At 72.3% G+C, this 19,462-nt stretch carries 13 protein-coding genes and 1 tRNA gene; 9 read left to right on the forward strand and 5 right to left on the reverse strand.

Features of this window, described 5'->3' with window-relative positions; translation table 11 throughout:
• Nucleotides 1-15 precede the first annotated feature (15 nt).
• Nucleotides 16-390, forward strand: a complete 375-nt coding sequence (locus tag K2224_RS03295) for a phosphotransferase-like protein (RefSeq protein ID WP_221905166.1) — start codon at nucleotides 16-18, stop codon at nucleotides 388-390.
• Nucleotides 391-904: 514 nt separating this feature from the next.
• Here the strand turns inward: K2224_RS03295 and mfd are convergent.
• Nucleotides 905-4,516: a transcription-repair coupling factor gene (mfd, locus tag K2224_RS03300; protein ID WP_221905167.1), complete on the reverse strand. Its 3,612-nt coding sequence runs from the start codon at nucleotides 4,514-4,516 to the stop codon at nucleotides 905-907.
• Nucleotides 4,517-4,794: 278 nt separating this feature from the next.
• Between mfd and K2224_RS03305 the strand changes: the two genes are divergently transcribed.
• A complete protein-coding gene (locus K2224_RS03305) occupies nucleotides 4,795-6,501 on the forward strand; it encodes an MFS transporter (RefSeq protein ID WP_221905168.1) in 1,707 nt (568 codons plus the stop codon).
• 9 nt (nucleotides 6,502-6,510) lie between these two features.
• Here K2224_RS03305 and K2224_RS03310 read toward each other — a convergent pair whose 3' ends face one another.
• The 3 genes from K2224_RS03310 to K2224_RS03320 form a co-directional block, all read right to left on the reverse strand.
• Nucleotides 6,511-7,593 (reverse strand): cellulose-binding protein, encoded by a 1,083-nt coding sequence (locus tag K2224_RS03310; RefSeq protein WP_260693514.1) that lies wholly within the window; start codon nucleotides 7,591-7,593, stop codon nucleotides 6,511-6,513.
• Nucleotides 7,594-8,121: 528 nt separating this feature from the next.
• The gene (locus K2224_RS03315; protein ID WP_221905169.1) at nucleotides 8,122-10,920 is read right to left on the reverse strand and encodes an SUKH-4 family immunity protein; all 2,799 of its coding nucleotides are present in this window, start codon (nucleotides 10,918-10,920) and stop codon (nucleotides 8,122-8,124) included.
• 5 nt (nucleotides 10,921-10,925) lie between these two features.
• The gene (locus tag K2224_RS03320; protein WP_221905170.1) at nucleotides 10,926-11,933 is read right to left on the reverse strand and encodes an HNH endonuclease; all 1,008 of its coding nucleotides are present in this window, start codon (nucleotides 11,931-11,933) and stop codon (nucleotides 10,926-10,928) included.
• Nucleotides 11,934-12,289: 356 nt separating this feature from the next.
• Between K2224_RS03320 and K2224_RS03325 the strand changes: the two genes are divergently transcribed.
• Together K2224_RS03325 and K2224_RS03330 are read left to right on the forward strand one after the other, a co-directional pair.
• Entirely contained in the window at nucleotides 12,290-12,820 is a 531-nt protein-coding gene (locus tag K2224_RS03325; RefSeq protein ID WP_221905171.1) for a YwqJ-related putative deaminase, read from the forward strand.
• 8 nt (nucleotides 12,821-12,828) lie between these two features.
• On the forward strand, nucleotides 12,829-13,374 hold the full coding sequence (locus tag K2224_RS03330) for an SUKH-3 domain-containing protein (RefSeq protein WP_221905172.1): 546 nt from the start codon (nucleotides 12,829-12,831) through the stop codon (nucleotides 13,372-13,374).
• A 63-nt stretch (nucleotides 13,375-13,437) separates the two neighbouring features.
• Here the strand turns inward: K2224_RS03330 and K2224_RS03335 are convergent, their stop codons facing one another.
• On the reverse strand, nucleotides 13,438-14,874 hold the full coding sequence (locus K2224_RS03335; protein ID WP_260692321.1) for a sensor histidine kinase: 1,437 nt from the start codon (nucleotides 14,872-14,874) through the stop codon (nucleotides 13,438-13,440).
• A 155-nt stretch (nucleotides 14,875-15,029) separates the two neighbouring features.
• Here K2224_RS03335 and K2224_RS03340 point away from each other — a divergent pair, with 155 nt between their 5' ends.
• The 5 genes from K2224_RS03340 to K2224_RS03360 all read left to right on the forward strand — a co-directional run bounded on the left by K2224_RS03340 (nucleotide 15,030) and on the right by K2224_RS03360 (nucleotide 19,422).
• Nucleotides 15,030-15,881 (forward strand): hypothetical protein, encoded by an 852-nt coding sequence (locus K2224_RS03340; RefSeq protein WP_221905174.1) that lies wholly within the window; start codon nucleotides 15,030-15,032, stop codon nucleotides 15,879-15,881.
• Between the two features lie 45 nt (nucleotides 15,882-15,926).
• A tRNA-Gln gene (locus K2224_RS03345) sits at nucleotides 15,927-15,999 on the forward strand.
• 120 nt (nucleotides 16,000-16,119) lie between these two features.
• Entirely contained in the window at nucleotides 16,120-17,604 is a 1,485-nt protein-coding gene (gene glmU / locus K2224_RS03350; RefSeq protein WP_221905175.1) for a bifunctional UDP-N-acetylglucosamine diphosphorylase/glucosamine-1-phosphate N-acetyltransferase GlmU, read from the forward strand.
• 73 nt (nucleotides 17,605-17,677) lie between these two features.
• Nucleotides 17,678-18,652: a ribose-phosphate diphosphokinase gene (locus tag K2224_RS03355; protein WP_221905176.1), complete on the forward strand. Its 975-nt coding sequence runs from the start codon at nucleotides 17,678-17,680 to the stop codon at nucleotides 18,650-18,652.
• Between the two features lie 185 nt (nucleotides 18,653-18,837).
• Nucleotides 18,838-19,422, forward strand: coding sequence for a 50S ribosomal protein L25/general stress protein Ctc (locus tag K2224_RS03360; protein ID WP_221905177.1), 585 nt, complete (start codon nucleotides 18,838-18,840; stop codon nucleotides 19,420-19,422).
• Nucleotides 19,423-19,462: the final 40 nt, after the last annotated feature.

Raw genomic sequence — 19,462 nt, forward strand, 5'->3', positions numbered from 1 at the left:
GCCTAGGGTGGCGCGATGACCACCCAAGCCATCGTCCTCAACGGCGGTTCCAGCGCCGGCGTCACCTCCCTCGCCCGCGCCCTCCAGGACGTCCTCCCCCGCCCCTGGCTCACCTTCGGCGTGGACGCCTTCGTCGAGACCCTGCCGCCGGCCCTGACCTCCGCACCGGACGGCCTGGACGTGGCCCCCGACGGCACGGTCACCGTCGGCCCCGTCTTCCGCCGCCTGGAAGCCGCCTGGCGCCACGGCGTCGCCGCGATCGCCCGCACCGGCACCGGCGTCATCATCGACGACGTCTTCCTCGGCGGCGCCACCGGCCAGGAACAGTGGCGGACCGCCCTCGACGGCCTGGAGGTCCTCTGGGTCGGCGTCCGCGTAAGGCCCCTCTAGGGCCGTTGCCCCCACGTCGTCGGCTTTCCCGCCGTGGTGGATTTCCGCCTGCGGCGGAGGGGTGTGCGTGGGGCGGGGCCCGCCTCTGTTGTGTGGTGGGTGGCGGGTGCGGGGCCTCCGGGGTGGGTGTTCGGACTGCTGCGCTTTACGTCCGAACACCCACCCCTGCGGCCCCACACCCTCCCGTCCGACGGCGGCGATCCCCGCCCCTGGAGGGTGAAGGAAAGGTCAGGGGTGCTCGCGCATGAGCAGAGCTTCTGGTCTCGGGGCCACCACAACGGCCCCGTCTTTCCCCCACCCCACCGGGCGGGAGCCCCTTACCTACGGGAGGGTGCCTGTGGGGTGGGCCGTAGGGGGTGGGTTGTCGGACGTAAAGCGCAGCAGTCCGACAACCCACCCCCGGAGGACCACCCCACAGGCACCCGCACCCACCACCGACAAACCGGGGCGCCCCCGCCCAACAGACGCCCCGCCGCAGGCGAACCCCCACGGCGGGAAAGCCGACAACGTACGGTCAGGACAAGATCGTGGTGAGGAACTCGCCGACCCACGCGAGCAGCTCGCGGCCAACCAGCGGCTTGCCGCCGATGCGGCCGGTCGTCGGGCGGGGGACCAGGATCTGGCGGGTGGCCGGCTTGAGGACCGTCCGCGGGTGCAGCCGCTTGAGGCGGAGTTCCTGGGACTCCCGCAACTCCACCGGGCCGAAGCGGATGTTGGAGCCCTGGAGGGTGATGTCGGAGACACCGCAGGAGCGGGCCAGCATCCGCAGACCGGCGACCAGGAGGAGGTTCTCCACCGGCTCGGGCAGCTTGCCGTAGCGGTCGGTGAGTTCCTCGCGGACCGCCGCGATGTCCTCCTCCGTGGCGGCCGAGGCGATCGCCCGGTACGCCTGGAGGCGCAGCTGCTCGCCCGGCGCGTAGTCGTGCGGAACGTGCGCGTCCACCGGCAGCTCGATCTTGACCTCCAGCGGCGGCTCCTCCACGCCGCCCTCCAGGGACGCCCGGTAGTCCGCCACCGCCTCGCCGACCATCCGGACGTACAGGTCGAAGCCGACGCCCGCGATGTGGCCGGACTGCTCGCCGCCGAGGAGGTTTCCGGCTCCCCGGATCTCCAGGTCCTTCATGGCCACGTACATGCCCGCGCCCATCTCGGTGTGCTGGGCGATGGTCGCCAGGCGTTCGTGCGCGGTCTCCGTCAGCGGCTTCTCGGGCGGGTAGAGGAAGTAGGCGTAGCCGCGCTCGCGGCCGCGGCCCACCCGGCCGCGCAGCTGATGGAGCTGCGAGAGGCCGAAGTTGTCGCCGCGCTCGACGATCAGGGTGTTGGCGTTGGAGATGTCGATGCCCGACTCGACGATCGTCGTGGAGACCAGGACGTCGAACTTCTTCTCCCAGAAGTCGACGACGACCTGCTCCAGTTGGGACTCGCCCATCTGGCCGTGCGCGGTCTGGATGCGGGCCTCGGGCACGATCTCGCGCAGCCGGGCGGCGGCGCGGTCGATGGACTCGACGCGGTTGTGGATGTAGAAGACCTGGCCCTCGCGGAGCAGTTCGCGGCGGATCGCGGCGCCGATCTGCTTCTGCTCGTAGGGGCCGACGAAGGTCAGGACCGGGTGCCGCTCCTCGGGCGGGGTGGTGATCGTGGACATCTCGCGGATGCCGGTGACCGCCATTTCGAGGGTCCGGGGGATCGGGGTCGCGGACATCGTCAGGACGTCGACGTTGGCGCGGAGCTTCTTCAGCTGCTCCTTGTGCTCGACGCCGAACCGCTGCTCCTCGTCGACGATGACCAGGCCGAGGTCCTTGAACTTCGTCTCGGAGGAGAAGAGGCGGTGGGTGCCGATGACGATGTCGACGGAGCCGTCCCGCAGGCCCTCCAGCGTCGCCTTCGCCTCGGTGTCGGTCTGGAAGCGGGACAGCGCCCGGACGTTGACCGGGAACTGGCCGTAGCGCTCGGTGAAGGTGCCGTAGTGCTGCTGGACGAGGAGGGTGGTGGGCACCAGCACCGCCACCTGCTTGCCGTCCTGGACGGACTTGAAGGCCGCGCGGACCGCGATCTCGGTCTTGCCGTAGCCGACGTCGCCGCAGATCAGGCGGTCCATGGGGACGGACTTCTCCATGTCCTCCTTGACCTCGGCGATGGTGGTGAGCTGGTCGGGCGTCTCCGCGTACGGGAAGGCGTCCTCCAGTTCGCGCTGCCAGGGGGTGTCCGGGCCGAAGGCGTGGCCGGGCGCCGCCATCCGCGCGGAGTACAGCTTGATGAGGTCGGCGGCGATCTCCTTGACCGCCTTCTTGGCGCGCGCCTTGGTCTTCGTCCAGTCCGCGCCGCCGAGCCGGTGCAGCGTCGGCGCCTCGCCGCCCACGTACTTGGTGACCTGCTCCAGCTGGTCGGTGGGGATGTAGAGGCGGTCGCCGGGCTGACCGCGCTTGGCGGGCGCGTACTCGACGAGGAGGTACTCGCGGGTGGCGCCCTGGACGGTGCGCTGCACCATCTCGATGTACCGGCCCACACCGTGCTGTTCGTGGACGATGAAGTCGCCGGCCTGGAGGGTGAGCGGGTCGATCTGCTTGCGGCGGCGGGCCGGCATCCGGGCGGCGTCCTTGCCCGCGGCCTTCTGCCCCGAAAGGTCCGTCTCCGTCAGTACGGCGACCTTCAGGCCCGGGTCGACGAAGCCGTTGTCGATCGACCCACAGGCCACATGCACCACCGACGGCGCGATCTCGCCGAGGTCGCCCTCCAGGCGCGCGGCGATGCCCTCGCCGCCCAGCACCTCGACGGTGCGCGCCGCCGGGCCGTGGCCCTCGGTGACGAACACCGTGCGCCAGCCGTCCGCCAGCCACCCCTTGGTGTCGGCCAGCGCCCGCTGGGTGTCCCCGCGGTACGTCTCCGGGGCGTGCATGCCCAGCTTGAGGGTGTCCCCGTCGGCGTCGTCCTCCCCGCCGGCGGCGCTGTGCCCGCTGTCACCAGAGGTGCTGAGTCCACTGTCACCAGAGGTGCTGAGTCCACTGCCACCAGAGGTGAACTGCGACACCGACCACCACATCATGCCCAGTTCGCGGGCCCGATCCCGGACGTCCGCGATGCCCCACAGGGACGCGGCGCCCACGTCGATCGGGGCCGCTCCCCCACCGGCGCTGGCCGCCCACGACGCCTGCAGGAACTCCTGGCTCGTCGCCACCAGGTCCGCCGCCCGGGTCCGCACCCGCTCCGGGTCGCAGACCACCGCCATGCTGCCCTTCGGCAGCACGTCCAGCAGCAGCTCCATGTCGTCGACCAGCACCGGGGCCAGCGACTCCATGCCCTCGACGGCGATCCCCTCGGCGATCTTCCCCAGCAGCTCGCCCAGCTCCGGGTGCCGCTCGGCCAGCTCCGCGGCCCGCGCCCGCACCTGATCGGTCAGCAGCAGCTCACGGCAGGGCGGCGCCCACAGCCCGTGCTCGGCCACCTCCAGGGAACGCTGGTCGGCGACCTTGAAGTACCGGATCTCCTCGACGTCGTCGCCCCAGAACTCCACCCGCAGCGGGTGCTCCTCCGTGGGCGGGAAGACGTCCAGGATGCCGCCGCGGACCGCGAACTCGCCGCGCTTCTCGACGAGTTCGACGCGTGCGTAGGCGGCCGCCGCCAGCCCGTCGACGACCTCCTCGAGATCGGCCGACTGGCCCGTCCGCAGGCTCACCGGCACCAGCTCGCCCAGCCCCTTGACCTGCGGCTGGAGCACCGAGCGGATCGGCGCGACGACCACCGACACCGGGCCCGCCGTCGGGTCGTCGGCGCTCGGGTGGGCCAGCCGGCGCAGCACCGCGAGGCGCCGGCCGACGGTGTCCGACCGCGGCGAGAGGCGCTCGTGCGGCAGCGTCTCCCAGGACGGGAACTCCACGACGGAGTTCTCCTCGCCGGCCGGCATCAGCGAACGCAGCGCGGCGGCCAGGTCCTCGGCCTCCCGGCCGGTGGCCGTCACCGCCAGCACCGGGCGGCCGGCCCGCCGCGCCAGCGCCGCCACCGCGAACGGGCGGGCGGCCGGCGGCCCGACCAGATCGACATGCGGCCGGTGCCCGTCGGCCGCGGCCTTGACCGCTTCGGCGAGCGCCGGGTCCCGTACGACGGCGTCGAGCAGACCACTCAGGCTCATGAAAAGGTTCCGTCCCAGCGAGGCGAACAACGCGACCGGCCCGTCGCCCCCTCGGCAGCGCCGACGGCGCACACGGACCAGGGCTGCCCACCTTACGCCGGACCACCGACAACCGACCGCCCGACGGCCGCGCCGCCGCCGTCCCACGCTGCGAGAAACCCCATTCCGCCGGGCCACCGCCCGTGCAAGGGTGGACCCGGAACCGTGCCGACTACACGTATACCCGTCAGCAGCGTCCTGGGAGTCGGCAGCAGCGCAGCACCGCAGGAGGGGGCCCGGTGAGCCGCAGCACGCAGCACAGCAACAGCACCGACCGGAACGGCACCACGAACCAGCCACCCGACGGCCCCGCCGCCCGCCGCGGCCCCGTCGTCGCCGCCCTCATGCTCGGCATGGCGCTGGCCGCCCTCGACTCGACGATCATCGCCACCGCCGTCCCCCAGATCGTCGGCGACCTCGGCGGCTTCGCCGTCTTCTCCTGGCTCTTCTCCGGCTACCTCCTCGCCGTCACCGTCACCCTCCCCGTCTACGGCAAGCTCTCCGACACCTACGGCCGCAAGCCCATCCTCGTCACCGGCATCGCCCTCTTCCTCCTCGGCTCCCTGGCCTGCGCCGGCGCCTGGAACATGGCCTCGCTGATCGCCTTCCGCGTCCTCCAGGGCCTGGGCGGCGGCGCCCTCCAGGGCACCGTCCAGACCATCGCCGCCGACCTCTACCCGATGAAGGAACGCCCCAAGATCCAGTCCAAGCTCTCCAGCGTCTGGGCCGCCTCCTCCGTCGCCGGCCCCGGCCTGGGCGGCCTCCTGACCAGCTACGGCGACTGGCGCTGGATCTTCCTGGTCAACCTGCCCGTCGGCGCCGTCGCGCTCTGGCTGATCCTCCGCCACTTCCACGACACCCACCGCGACCGCCCCGCCACCACCGGACGCGCCCGCGTCGACTGGCCCGGCGCCCTCGCCGTCTTCGCCACCGGCGGCCTGCTGCTCACCGCCCTCGTCCAGGGCGGCACCGCCTGGCCCTGGCTCTCCGCCCCGTCCCTGCTCCTGCTCGCCGGCAGCGCCCTGGCCGCCGCGGCCACCGTCCTGATCGAACGCCGCGCCGCCGAGCCGATCATCCCCGGCTGGGTCTGGCGCCGCCGCACCATCTCCGCCGTCAACCTCGCCCTGGGCGCCCTGGGCCTGCTGATGGTCGCCCCGACCGTCTTCCTGCCCACCTACGCCCAGTCCGTCCTCGGCCTCGGCCCGATCGCCGCCGGCTTCGTCCTCTCCGTCATGACGCTGAGCTGGCCGATATCCGCCGCCTTCAGCAGCCGCGTCTACAACCGCGTCGGCATCCGCAACTGCGCCCTCCTCGGCATCGGCGCCGCCGCCCTCGTCCTGCTCGCCTTCCCCCTGCTCCCCTACCCCGGCGCCGCCTGGCAGCCCGCCCTGCTCATGCTCGCCCTCGGCGCCGCGCTCGGCCTCTTCCAACTCCCGCTGATCATCGGCGTCCAGTCCTCCGTCGGCTACGCCGAACGCGGCACCGCCACCGCCTCGATCCTCTTCTGCCGCCAGGTCGGCCAGTCCCTCGGCGCGGCCCTCTTCGGCGCCGTCGCCAACGCCACCCTCAACGACCGCCTCACCCACGCCCCCGCCGCCATCCGCACCGGCCTGCCGCACGACCTCGACGCCGTCTCCCGCGCCCTCCAGCACGCCGGCGCCCTCACCGCCCGCGTCGCCGACTACCTGCGCCGCGCCGTCGACACCACCGTCGAACACGTCTACCTGGGCGCCGCGACCGCCGCCGCGCTCGCCTTCCTCACCGTCCTGCTCCTCGCCCCCCGCCGCTTCCCCGTCCACACCGACGCCGGCCCGGCCGGGGCCGAGACGGACCCCGCCCCGACCGACGCCGCACCCACCGCGCGGAACACCGCCGGACGGAGCACCGCCGGAACGGCCGACAGCGCGGACGCCCAGCCGCCGGCCGACCACCGCCCCACCGGCTGACCCGCCCGCTCACCGCCCGGTCTGCCGCCGCCCCCCGGGACCGCCCCGGTCCACCCGCGGCAGCTCCGTCTCCACCGTCTGCTCACTGTCCGGGTCCCCCTGCGCCTCCGGCTCCCCACCGGCACCGGAAGCCGGACCGGAGGCCGCACCGGGAGCAGAACCGGAGGCCGGACCAGAGGTCGGACCGGAGGCCGGACCGGAACCGGAGAACTCCGCCGGGTCCTTCCCCGTCAACGCCGCCAGGCTGTTGCGCACATGCGTCATATGGATCCGGACCTCCTCCCGCGCCTCGTCGTGCTCCCGCACCACCCGCTCGGTGGCCCGCTCGATCCGCTCCACCTCGACCCGGGCCTGCGCCAGCAGCTCCGCCGCCTGCGCCTCGGCGTCCTCCAGCCGGTGCCGCGCCGACTCCTCGACCTCCGCCGTCAGCCGCCGCCGCTCCGCCATCACCGCCTCACCATGGGCGTCCAGCTCGGCGACCCGCTGTTCCATCTCGGTTTCCAGGCGCGCCAGTTCCCGCTCCAGGGAGTCCCACTCCTCGGTGTGCCGGGTCTCCTGGTCCTTCAGCAGCTTCTCGGCCCGGCGCCGGGTCTCCGCCAGCTCCTCCGCCGCCTCCGCCCGGACCTCCTCGGCCTCCTGGCAGGCCGTCTTCACCAGCCCCGCCGCCTCCTCGGCCGCCGCCTTCCCGGTACGCCGCGCGTCCTCCGCCGCCTCCACCCGGAGCCGCTGCGCCGCCTTGTCCGCCGCGCCCTGCACCTTCTGCGCGTACTCGGCCGCATCGTCGTGCGCCTGCTCCGCGTACCCTTCGGCCCCCGACCGCAGCCGCACCGCCTCCGACTCCGCCGTCGTCAGGATCAGCCGGGCCTGCTCACCGAGCGACTCGTACGTCTGCTCCGGCAACTGCGCCACATAGGCACGCAGTTCCGTGAGCTCGTCCTCCATCTCGTTGCACAGGACGGTCAGCCGGGCGGCCCGCTCCCAGCAGGAGTCACGGTCGATCGAGAGCCCCTCGACGCGCCGGTCCACGTCCTCCGGGCGATAGCCGCGCCCCCGTACGGTCTCGAATCCGTGAGGCGAAACCGAAGTACTCATCCCTCAAGCCCCTCTCCCTGCGCACAGCAGTCGCGCGGACCCGTAAACCTCCGCACAGTCCCGCGCACATCTTTCTGGATCGGCCCGAAGCGGCTCCAACACGACACTCCGCCCATTCCCTCCCCCAAGGATGCGTCATTTGCCACCAGAAGCCGGAATTGGATCTTCGCCCGCCCGAGGGTTTTGCCCACCCCGACGTTGCCGGCCCCCGTAACACCGGGGGCGGACCCGCACCACGACCCCGGCGGCCCCGCTCACCGCCACGTACACCGAGCGAGGCCGCAACCGGGGAACGGGGCATCACAAAAACCACACGAACGGCACGCCAACCACGAGGGCGTCACGAATCCCACGAGGGCGTCACGAGCCCTACGAGCGCGCCGCCCCGCACGACCGCCCGTCATCGGGACGGCGAAAAAGCCGACGGCGCGGGGCGGCCGCGAACACACCCCCCGCCGCCACGGCGAGCAACCCCCAACCGCCCGGGTCCGGCGGAAGGGAACCCGCCGCAACCTCAGCGTGGAACGCCTACAAAAGCCCGTCCCACATCTGTTCCAGCAACACCGCCCACCACGTCTCCGGCGACCCCAACGCCGCCGGATCCAACGCCACCAGCTGCGCCTGGAAGTCCACCGTCCAGCGACCGGCCTGCTCGGGCGTCAGCCCGTACCGCAGGCGCCACATCCGCCCCAGCATCGCCAGACACCGCACGAACTCCGGCAGCCCGGTGTTCACGAACTGCGGCGCGACGGACTGCCCGCCCGGCCCTGCCTCCAACGGCACCGCCACGATGTTCGCGGTCCCGTACTGGACACACAGCTGACGGCCGAAGTCGTTGCCCATCACCAGATACGAACCCGCATCCGGCGCCGGCTGGACCATCCGCTCCGCCGCCAGCTCCGCCAGCGTCGGCACCGGACGCCCCGGCTGCGCCTGCGCCCAGAAGAACGGCCCGAAGTCGACCGGCAGCCCGGCCCACACCAGCGTCTGCGCGACGACGTCCGGCACGCCCTGCCGGGAGACCGCCCGCTGGTCGAAGCGGAAGATCCCCTGCGGCCCGAACGCCTGCTCCAGCTCGTGTCCGATCGCCTGCGGCGGCACCGGAGGCGCCGGCTGCACCTGCGACGGATGCGGCAGCGGCGCCCGCACCGGCGCGGGCCGCGCCGGCCCGTCGGCGACCTGGTGCAGCTCGCCCTGATGCTCGATCAGGTGCCGTACGCCCTGCTGCCGCGAGGCGTGGTCCGTGCCGTAGGCGGCGGTGTGGCTGATCCGCACCTGCGGCCAGTTCTCCCGGACCATCCGGGCGCAGTAGCCGCCGGGCAGCTCGCAGCATTCCAGCTCGGTGTGCAGCTCCACCACCTGCTGCGGCGGCACGTTCATCGCCCGCAGTTCGTGCAGCAGCTGCCACTCCGGATGCGGCGTGCCCGGCGCCGACCGGCGCACGATCTTCTGCTCGCTGCCGTCCGGCGCGCGGTAGCTCAGGACGGCCATGTAGCCGGGGCCGACGGTCGGCTGACCACTGGGCGCCGGCGGATAGCCGTACGCACCGGGGGTGCCCGGGCCACCGCCCGGCCCGGGTGCGCCGGGGGCCGGCGCACCTTGCGGGGCCGGACCCGGAGACGGAGCCGGAGGCGGACCCGGAGCCGGAATCGGGCCCGGGGCCGGCGGCGGACCGGCCTGCGCCGGCGGAGCCATCGGCGACGCGGGCGGCATCCCCGGACCGGCAGCCGGCGGCATGCCGGGACCACCGGGGCCGCCCGGGCCACCGGACATCGCGGCACCCTCCGCGAGCATCGTCGCCGCGGCATGCACCCCGCCCCCGGGGCCGGGGCCGGCAGCACCCGGCGGCGGCGCGGGCGGCGGAGGCGGCCCGTCCTGCCCGCCGGGACCGTGACCGCCCGCGGCCGCGCCGGGCTTGCCGGACGCCCCCGGCGGCTTGGGCGCACCGATCGGCCCAGGAGGAGGCGGCGGAGGCATACCGGGGCCGGCACCACCGGGCCCGCCAGGGCCACCGGAAGTGCCGGGGTGCCCCGCCGCTCCGCCCGGCCCGGGCGCGGCCGACCGAAGCGCCGCACCGTCCGCGAGCATCGTCGCGGCAGCGTGCACCCCACCGCGGGCGCCACCCGCGCCACCAGCGGCCCCGGCTCCCTCAGCGCCACCGGCGCCGGAACCGGAACCGGAAGCGGAACCAGGACCGGAAGTCGAACCGGAACCTGAACCGGCAGCACCGGAGCCATCGGCCGCCCCCGCACCGGTTCCGTCCACCGCACTCAAGTCCAGCTCGGCAGCGTCCAGTTGGGACACCAGCTGCGTCGGTACGTAACCGCCGGCCGGCGTGCCGGCCGCACCCGGCCCGGACGACGCCGGACCAGCCGCCGGACCCGAAGCCGCCGGGCCGTCGCCAGGACGCGCGTCCGGCGGTGGCGGCACATCGGCGATCGGCGCCCCGGTCGGCGGCGGCAGGTCGCGCAGCGCACCCGACGTCGCCCCCGGCGCCCCCGGCGCCCCGGAAGACGCGGACGACGCGGGCGGAGCCGGTGGCACAACGGGCGGCGCGGGCGGCATCGGCGGCGGCGCGGGCGGCATCGGCGGCAGCCCCCCGGGAACGCCCGCACCCGACTGGCCGGCCCCGTCGCCGACCGGCGGCGGCACCTCGGGCGAGATACGGGTACGCGGCAACTGGCTGCCGCCCCGTAGCAGTTCGGTCTTGGCGTCGGGCCGCACCCGCGGCGCCGCCGGGGCGTCCTCGTCGTCGGAACCGGCGAGCGGCGGTGCGAACACCGTCTGCGGCGGCGCCACCGAACGGTCCTCGCCGTCCCCGCCCGCGGTGGTGTCCGCGGCCGCCCACGACGTGTCGTCCACCGCACCGCCCCCGGCAGCACCACCGGACGCCGCAGCCGCCGCAGCCGCGCCGGAATCCGCCCCGGCCCCGGTGCCCCCCTTCCCCGCGCCGATCCCCATCGCGTCCGCCGCCTCCTGCAACCACTCCGGCGGCGTCAGCAGGAACGACGTGGCCTCCAGGTCGATCCGCTGCGGCGGCTCCGCCGCCCCTTGGCCGCCGTCCGCCGGCGCGCCGTACTCCTCCTCGTAGCGGCGGATCACCTCGCCCACCGGCAGCCCCGGCCACAGCGTCGTCTCACCGCTGTCCCGGGCGATCACCAGCCGGCTGCGGCCGCCCTCACCGACCGGACCGCCCTCACGGTCCTCCGCCCAGGCCACGAAACCCAGCGTGAACTCCCGTACCCGCACCTCGCGGTGGAGCTCCGACGGCACCTCGCCGTTCACCCACCGCTCCGCGCGCTCCTGCGCCTGCGCGAACGTCACCACCGCGATCAGCCCTCCACCGGCACGGCGTACGCGAAACCGCCGTCCACCATCAGGTTCGCCACCGTCTCCAACTCCGGCGGATCGCCCGCCAGCCGCAGCAGGAAGTCATCGAAATCCGCACCGCACGGCAACATCAGCCGCTCCACCCGCTCCTGCACCGACCATCCGTCCCGGTCCCGGGCGTCGTCGTACGGACAGAACCACACCGAGCCCAACGCCTCACCGCGCACCTTCACCGCGACCACACCGCCCTGCACGAACGCCACCCCCAGGTAGTCCTTGGTGAAATGGTCGCGCAGGCACTTGTTCACATAGACCAGATCATTGACCGCGGCGTCGTCGCGCACCGCGAAGAACGGCTGGTCCACCAGAAGCCCCAGCTCCGCGTCAAGCGCCGCCCCCACCGGCGCGCACCCGCCCGCCGCCTTCAGGAACGACCGGTACGCCCCCGGCAGCCGGTACCCCAGCGCCTCCTCGGCCTGCGTCACCTGCTCCTCGCCCACCGCCAGCTCCCGCCGCGGCAGCCCGAAATGCACCGGACGCGTCTCCTGCAACGGCCGGGTGCCCCGCTTGTCGTGCGCCACCGCCGTCGTCGCCAGCCCCGCGTGGTGCCGCAGCAGCGCCTTCACCTCGACCGGGACCAGCTCCATCCGCCGCGTCCCCGCCACGTGGTGCCACGTCCAGCCGTGCGGCGTCGCCACCGCCGGCACATCTATCCACAGCTCGTGCCCCTGCGCGTGCAGCGCCGCGTTCGCCGACACGAAGTCCGTCAGCCGCAACTCGTCGACGCCGAAACCCTCCGGCGGCTCCGCGATCTCGGCCGCCGCCCGGGCGTACGGTGAGAAGTCCGGGAAGCCGTTCCCGTCCATCCGCACCCCGGCCGGATACCGCGCGGCACGCACCGGATCCGGGAAATGCACGACCTGCCCGGCATAGGCCGAGTTCGGTGGCACGGGACGTCCTCCGGCCTGGAGGCCGGGGTGCGTCCCCAGTCCTTGCCGACCTGTCGTCATCGCGGTTGCCCCCTGGCTGAAGCTGGCTTTGGGGCACAGCCTATGCGGTGCCGCAACAGCCCCCTGCCCGCCCGTCGCCCGACCACACAACCCCCACCGTCACCGCTCCGCGACGACACCTCCCGTCCTGTGCCCGCACCGCACCGTCAGCCCCACGCCACCCCCGCGTCACCCTCCGCCCGGCACCCCCCGGCACCACCCGGCCGCACCCCGCCCACCAGCCCCGTTACCGGACAACCGACGAACCGTCACACCCCAGTGACATCCCCGACAGCGCGTCCGACTACCGCAACACCCAGCACATTTGGCAATCTGACCTCCGCAAACCGGGGGATTGCAGGGAGGGAAGCACCACCATGAGCACCACCGCACACCACACGACCACCGCCGACCCACGAGCCGGCGGCGACCCCCGCATCGGCTGGAGCGGCACCGCGGACACCGACCGCGCCCCCGCCCTCCGCCACCGCCGCGACGGCATCCTCCCCACCATCGGCGCCGCGTTGTCCGTACGCGGACAAACCCTCACCTGTACGGCGAGCAAAGCCGAACAGCCCCCCACCCACCACCCCCTCGTCCAGGACTTCCTCGACACCCTCACCACCGCACAACGCGACCGCTTCACCGGCCGATGCCCCGAAGCTGTCCTCCTCTCCCGCCACCTCACCGCCGTCGAGACCAACCGCGGCAAACGCGCCTCCCGCAAACCCCTCACCAAGGGCGAAGCCCGCCGCTCCCTGAAACACTCCAAGATCACCGCACGTCACATCCGCGAGGACGGCGACCCCCAGCACGGCAGCTACGCACCACCCTGCCGCTCCTGCGACGCCCTCCTCGCCCACTTCGGCGTCATGCCCATCGGGGCCACGACGCCCCAAGGGAGCTGACCGCCACCATGCCGACCACCCCCGCCGCCGACGGCCCCGCACCCGCCCGCTTCCCCACCGCCGTCGACACCGCCCTCCAGCAAGCCGGCTGGCAGCCCGGCCGCTGGGACATACAGCAGGCCGAACACTGGGCCGACACCCTCCGCAACCACACCTCCCCCGCCGGCCACCGCCACGCCGTCTTCCCCGCCGCCGTCGAAGCCTGGGCCGAATTCGGCGGCCTGCGCATCACCGGACCCGGCCCCGGCCGCCACATCGCCCCCACCCCCTTCGCCATCGACCCCCTCCTCGGCCTCCACCTCGCCCGCACCCTCGGCGACCTCGGCCGCGCCCTCGACACCGACGTCGCCCCCCTCGGCCAGGAACAACTCCCCGACACCAAGGCCACCCGCGGCACCACCCACCCCCAGGCCACCCTCGCCATCGACACCCAGGGCCGCGTCTACAGCCTCGACCACACCGGCGATTGGTACCTCGGCCCCGACCTCGACCAGGCCCTCGGCACCCTCGTCCTCGGCACCCGCCCCAGCCGCCTCACCCTCTCCGGCGACTGACCCCGCACCCCACCGGACGAACGGGCCCCACCACAGCCCGCCCCGGCACACCCACCACCGGCCTCAGCCCGCCGCACCCACCGGCACCACCGCCGACACCCGGAAACCCCCCGCCTCCGTCGGACCGGACACGAACACCCCACCCAGCGCCACCACCCGCTCCCGCATCCCCACCAGACCGTTCCCCCCACTCGGCAACCCGGCATCCGCCGCCCCCCGCACCGACGGACCGTTCTCCACCTGCACCGCCACCTCACCGGCCCGATGCGCCAACCGCACCCGCGCACCCGCCCCCGGCGCATGCTTGTGCACGTTCGTCAACGCCTCCTGCACCACCCGGAACACCGTCTGCTCCACCCGCGCCACATACCGCGGCCCACCGCCGTCCACCGACACCGGCTCCCCCTCGCCGTCCAGCACCGAGAACTCCACCGCCATACCGGCCGCCCGGGACTGCTCCACCAACTCCCCCAACTCCCCCAACCACGGCCCGTCCCCCTCCGGCTCCGCACCGCCCACCGGCCCCACGGCCACCCCCACGACCGCACCCCCCGGCACCTCCACCACACCCTCCCCGGCACCCCCGGCACCCTCCGCGGCCTGCCGCGACACCCGCGACGCCACCGCCGCCAACCGCTCCGGCTCGTCCGAACCCCCCGCCCCCTCGGCCGTCCGCAGCACCCCCAACATCTCCCGCAACTCCGTCAGCGCCTGCCGACCCATGTCCCCCACCAACGCCGCATTCCGCGACGCCTTCTCCGGATCCTTCAACGCCACCGCCTGCAACGCCGCCGCATGCACCACCATCAGACTCACCCGATGCGCCACCACGTCGTGCATCTCCCGCGCGATCCGCGTCCGCTCCTCGTTACGCGCCCACTCCGCACGCTCCTCCGCCCGGTCCGCCAGCAGCGACAACTCCCGCTCCAGACCGTCCGCACGCTCCCGCAGACTCTCCACCAACCGCCGCCGCGCACCGACGTACAACCCCCACAACACCGGCGGAGCCGTCAGCACCAACCCCACCGCCAACGCCATCAACGCCAGGAACCACACCGGCGGATTGAAGTCCGGCTGCCCCGCCACGTCCTGCCGCATGCTGAAGAACGTCGACACCACCGTGCCGACCGCCGTCATCCCCGCCAACAGCCCGATGATCCGCCGCGGCACATGCGACGCCGCCAACGAATACAGCCCCACCACACTCAGCAGCCCGCCCATCTCCGCCGGAATCACCGCGATCGACGTCAGCACCACCGCCACCGGCCACCGCCGACGCACCAGCAGCACCGGCCCGACCACCACACCCAGCAGCACCCCCAACGCCACCGGCATCCCCGACGAGTGCGCGAACGGAACCCCCTCCGCCATGCACTCCACCGTCGACACCACCGCCAACAGCACATCCAGCACGGCACTGCGCCGCCGCGCCCACCACCAGGGACCGCCCCCCGGCCTCCCTCGCGCAGCCACGTTCTCACTTGCCCCCGTTGCGGTCATACCGCCCAGCGTACGGGCGCCGGCCCGCCGCCCCCGGGCCCGCTCCCAGCACGCTTCCAGCCCGTTACCAACCGTTACGACCGGATATCCCTCGAACTGTTGAATCGCTCGCACTTTCGCCCCGCGACGCACCCGGCCCGAGCCAGCCTGCACCCATGACGCACACCCATCGGCCCCACGCCGACCACCCCCACCCCGACTACGAAGCCTTACGCCCCCAGGCCGTCGCCCTCCGCCGCGCCGGCCTCAGCAGACGCCAGATCTGCGACCGGCTCGGCCCGCTCAGCGACGGCGCCCTGACCGACCTCCTGGAAGGCGAACCCCCTCCCGGGTGGACGAAGCGCCCCAACGCCAAGGACGACCTCCGAGAGCAGGCCCGCACACTGCGCCGCGCAGGCCGGACGTACGACGAGATCGTCGCGGAGCTCGGCGTCTCCAAGAGCTCGGTTTCCCTCTGGGTCCGCGACCTGCCCAGGCCGACGAAGTCGCCGGAGGCCATGCACCAGATGCGCGAGGCCCGGTGGGCGCCGTACCGAGAGGCGCGGGATCGCCAGATCGCAGAGACCAAAGCGGAGGCCAAGAAGCAGATCGGCGTACTTACGGAGCGGGAGTTGTTCCTGGTCGGCGTCGGGCTGTACTGGGCTGAGGGCGCGAAGAGCAAGCCCTATGCCAGGCGGGAGCACCTCCAGTTCGTCAATAGTGACCCGGACATGATCCGCCTCTACTTGGCTTGGCTGCGACTGCTGAAGATCGAGCCGGAGCGGGTGCGTTATCGAGTCATGATCCATGAGAGCGCGGACGTGGAAGCTGCCGAGCGCTACTGGGCCGATCTCGTGGGGGTGGACGTCGCCACGCTTGAGCGGACCACCCTCAAGAAACACAACCCCAAGACCACCCGCAAGAACACCGGTGAGAGCTATCACGGCTGTCTGGTGGTCCGAGTCCTGCAAAGCGCAGAGCTGTACCGCCGCATCGAGGGATGGTGGGCCGGCATGTGTAGTTGGTAACAGCTCCCACAGCGATCAGTGAGTCAGGTATGGTCTGACGCACTGTCCCCCGTGGTGTAACTGGCAGCACACTGGTTTTTGGTACCAGCAGGACAAGGTTCGAATCCTTGCGGGGGAGCAGAGCAAAGTTCGGGTCCTGACCGCAAGGTCAGGACCCGCGCTCGTTTCCTCCACCAAACGCCCCGGTATCCTTCGGATGACCACCACCCGAAGTAGCCAAGAAGCCGAAGGGCATCCCGTGAGCGCCAACCGCCCGGCCGCCGTCGTCGTTCTCGCAGCGGGTGAGGGAACCCGCATGAAGTCGACGACCCCCAAGGTCCTGCACGCGATCTGCGGCCGCTCCCTCGTCGGCCACGTCGTCGCCGCGTCCCGTGAGCTGGACCCCGAACACCTCGTCGTGGTCGTCGGCCACGCCCGCGAGCAGGTGCGGGAGCACCTCGCCGCGATCGATCCCGCCGTGCGCACCGCCGTGCAGTACGAGCAGAACGGCACCGGCCATGCCGTCCGCACCGCCCTGGAGGAGCTGAGCGGCGAGGGCGTGACGCTGGACGGCACGGTCGTCGTGGTGTGCGGTGACACCCCGCTGCTGACCGGCGAGACGCTGCGGAAGCTGAGCGAGACGCATTCCGTGGACAAGAACGCCGTGACCGTGCTGTCGGCCGAGGTGCCGGACGCGACGGGTTACGGGCGGATCGTGCGGGACTCCGCGACCGGTGCGGTGACCGAGATCGTCGAGCACAAGGACGCGAGCGAGGCGCAGCGGGCGATCCGGGAGATCAACTCCGGGGTGTTCGCGTTCGATGCGCGGCTGCTGGTGGACGCGCTGGGCAAGGTGCGCACGGACAACAGTCAGGGTGAGGAGTACCTGACGGATGTGCTGGGCATCGTGCGGGAGGCCGGTCACCGGGTGGGGGCCGCGGTGGCGGACGACCACCGGGAGATCCTGGGGATCAACAACCGGGTGCAGTTGGCGGAGGCGCGTCGGCTGCTGAACGGGCGGCTGCTGGAGCGGGCGATGCTCGCCGGCGTCACGGTGGTCGATCCGGCGTCGACGTGGGTGGATGTGTCGGTGACGTTCGAGCAGGACGCGACGGTGCACCCGGGGACGCAGTTGCTGGGGTCGACGCATGTGGCGTCGGGCTCGGAGGTCGGCCCGCAGTCGCGGCTCAAGGACACCGTGGTGGGTGCCGGGGCGTCGGTGTCGTTCACGGTGGCGGACGGTGCGGAGGTCGGGCCGGAGGCTTCGGTGGGTCCGTACGCGTATCTGCGTCCGGGGGCGGTCCTGGGGCTGAAGTCGAAGGCCGGGACGTTCGTCGAGATGAAGAACTCGCGGATCGGTGAGGGCACGAAGGTGCCGCATCTGTCGTATGTGGGGGATGCGACGATCGGCGAGTACACCAACATCGGTGCGGCGAGTGTGTTCGTGAACTACGACGGTGAGGCGAAGCACCACACGACGGTCGGGTCGCACTGCAAGACGGGCTCGGACAACATGTTCGTGGCGCCGGTCACGATCGGGGACGGCGCGTACACCGCGGCCGGTTCGGTCATTACCAAGGATGTGCCCCCGGGTTCGCTGGCGGTCGCGCGTGGCCAGCAGCGGAACATCGAGGGTTGGGTCGCGCGCAAGCGGCCCGGGAGCGCCGCCGCGCAGGCCGCTTCGTCCGCTCGTGAGTCGGAGTCGGGTCAGGGGTCTGGCCCGGCGTCCGAGGGTGAGCGGTGACTGTGCCGAGGGGTATGCCGTGCGGGGCGTACCGTGATGAGCGCACGCAAACAGTGATGCAAGGAGATTTGCTGTGACCGGGATCAAGACGACCGGCGAGAAGAAGCTGATGTTCTTCTCCGGCCGCGCCCACCCCGAGCTTGCCGAGGAGGTCGCGCACCAGCTGGGTGTGGGCCTGGTCCCGACGAAGGCTTTCGACTTCGCGAACGGCGAGATCTATGTCCGCTATCAGGAGTCGGCGCGTGGTGCGGACTGCTTTTTGATCCAGAGCCACACGGCTCCGATCAACAAGTGGATCATGGAGCAGCTGATCATGATCGATGCGCTGAAGCGGGCTTCGGCCCGGAGCATCACCGTGATCGTGCCGTTCTACGGGTATGCGCGTCAGGACAAGAAGCACCGTGGGCGGGAGCCGATCTCGGCGCGGCTGATCGCGGATCTGATGAAGACGGCGGGTGCGGACCGTATCGTCACGGTGGATCTGCACACGGACCAGATCATGGGCTTCTTCGACGGTCCGGTGGATCATCTCTTCGCGCTGCCGGTGCTGGCGGACTACGTGGGCGCCAAGGTGGACCGCGACAAGCTGACGGTGGTCTCGCCGGATGCGGGTCGGGTGCGGGTGGCGGACCGTTGGTGCGACCGGCTGGGTGCGCCGCTGGCGATCGTGCACAAGCGTCGTGACAAGGACGTGGCGAACCAGGTCACGGTCCATGAGGTCGTGGGTGACGTCAAGGGCCGGGTGTGTGTCCTGGTGGACGACATGATCGACACCGGTGGCACGATCTGTGCGGCGGCCGAGGCGCTGTATGCGAACGGTGCGGCGGATGTGATCGTGACGGCGACGCACGGTGTGCTGTCGGGTCCGGCGGCGGATCGGCTGAAGAACTCGAAGGTGAGTGAGTTCGTGTTCACGAACACGCTGCCGACGCCTTCGGAGCTGGAGTTGGACAAGATCACGGTGCTGTCGATGGCGCCGACGATCGCGCGGGCGATCCGTGAGGTGTTCGAGGACGGTTCGGTGACGAGCCTCTTCGACGAGCAGTGAGTTTCGGCTCTCTCTAGATCGATTTTCGGGGCGGCCTCCCCGCCGGGTAGACTCTGCGAGTTGCTCGGCGAGGGAGGCCGCACTCATGTGGTGCGGCGGTCCGTTATCGACGCGCTCTTCGTAGCAGGTCTGTCGTGGGCCGGGTGACGCCCCGCAGAGTTTCTTCCAGATACGAGGAGTGCGACATGGCCGAGATCAAGCTCGCCGTCGAAGCCCGGAACGACTTCGGTAAGGGCGCCGCGCGCCGTCTGCGCCGCGAGGAGAAGGTTCCGGCGGTCGTCTACGGCCACGGTGCGGAGCCGAAGCACGTGGCGGTCGACAGCCACGCGCTGATGATGGCTCTGAAGACGCCGAACGCGCTGATCCGCCTGGAGGGCGAGGGCACCGACGAGCTGGTGATCCCGAAGGCCGTCCAGCGTGAGGCGATCCGTCGCTTCCTGGTGCACGTGGACTTCCTGGCCGTGAAGAAGGGCGAGAAGGTCTCCGTCGAGCTGCCGATCCAGACCGAGGGCGAGCTGGCGCCGGGCGGCAACCTGCTGGAGCACCTGCTCAACACCCTGCCGGTCGAGGCCGAGGCGACCCACATCCCGGAGTCGGTGACCGTGTCGATCGCGGGCCTGGACGCCGGTCACACCGTGCTGGCCAAGGACATCGCGCTGCCGGCCGGCACGACGCTGGCGGTCGACGAGGACACTGCGGTGCTGCAGGTCGTCGCCGCGCAGGCCGAGGCTCCGGCCGAGGGTGCCGAGGGCGAGGGCGAGGGGGCCTGAGCCTTCTCGCGGTAGTTCCGCGGTAGTTTTCTTCCCAACC

Source organism: Streptomyces sp. BHT-5-2 (assembly GCF_019774615.1).
Taxonomy (GTDB): Bacteria; Actinomycetota; Actinomycetes; order Streptomycetales; family Streptomycetaceae; genus Streptomyces.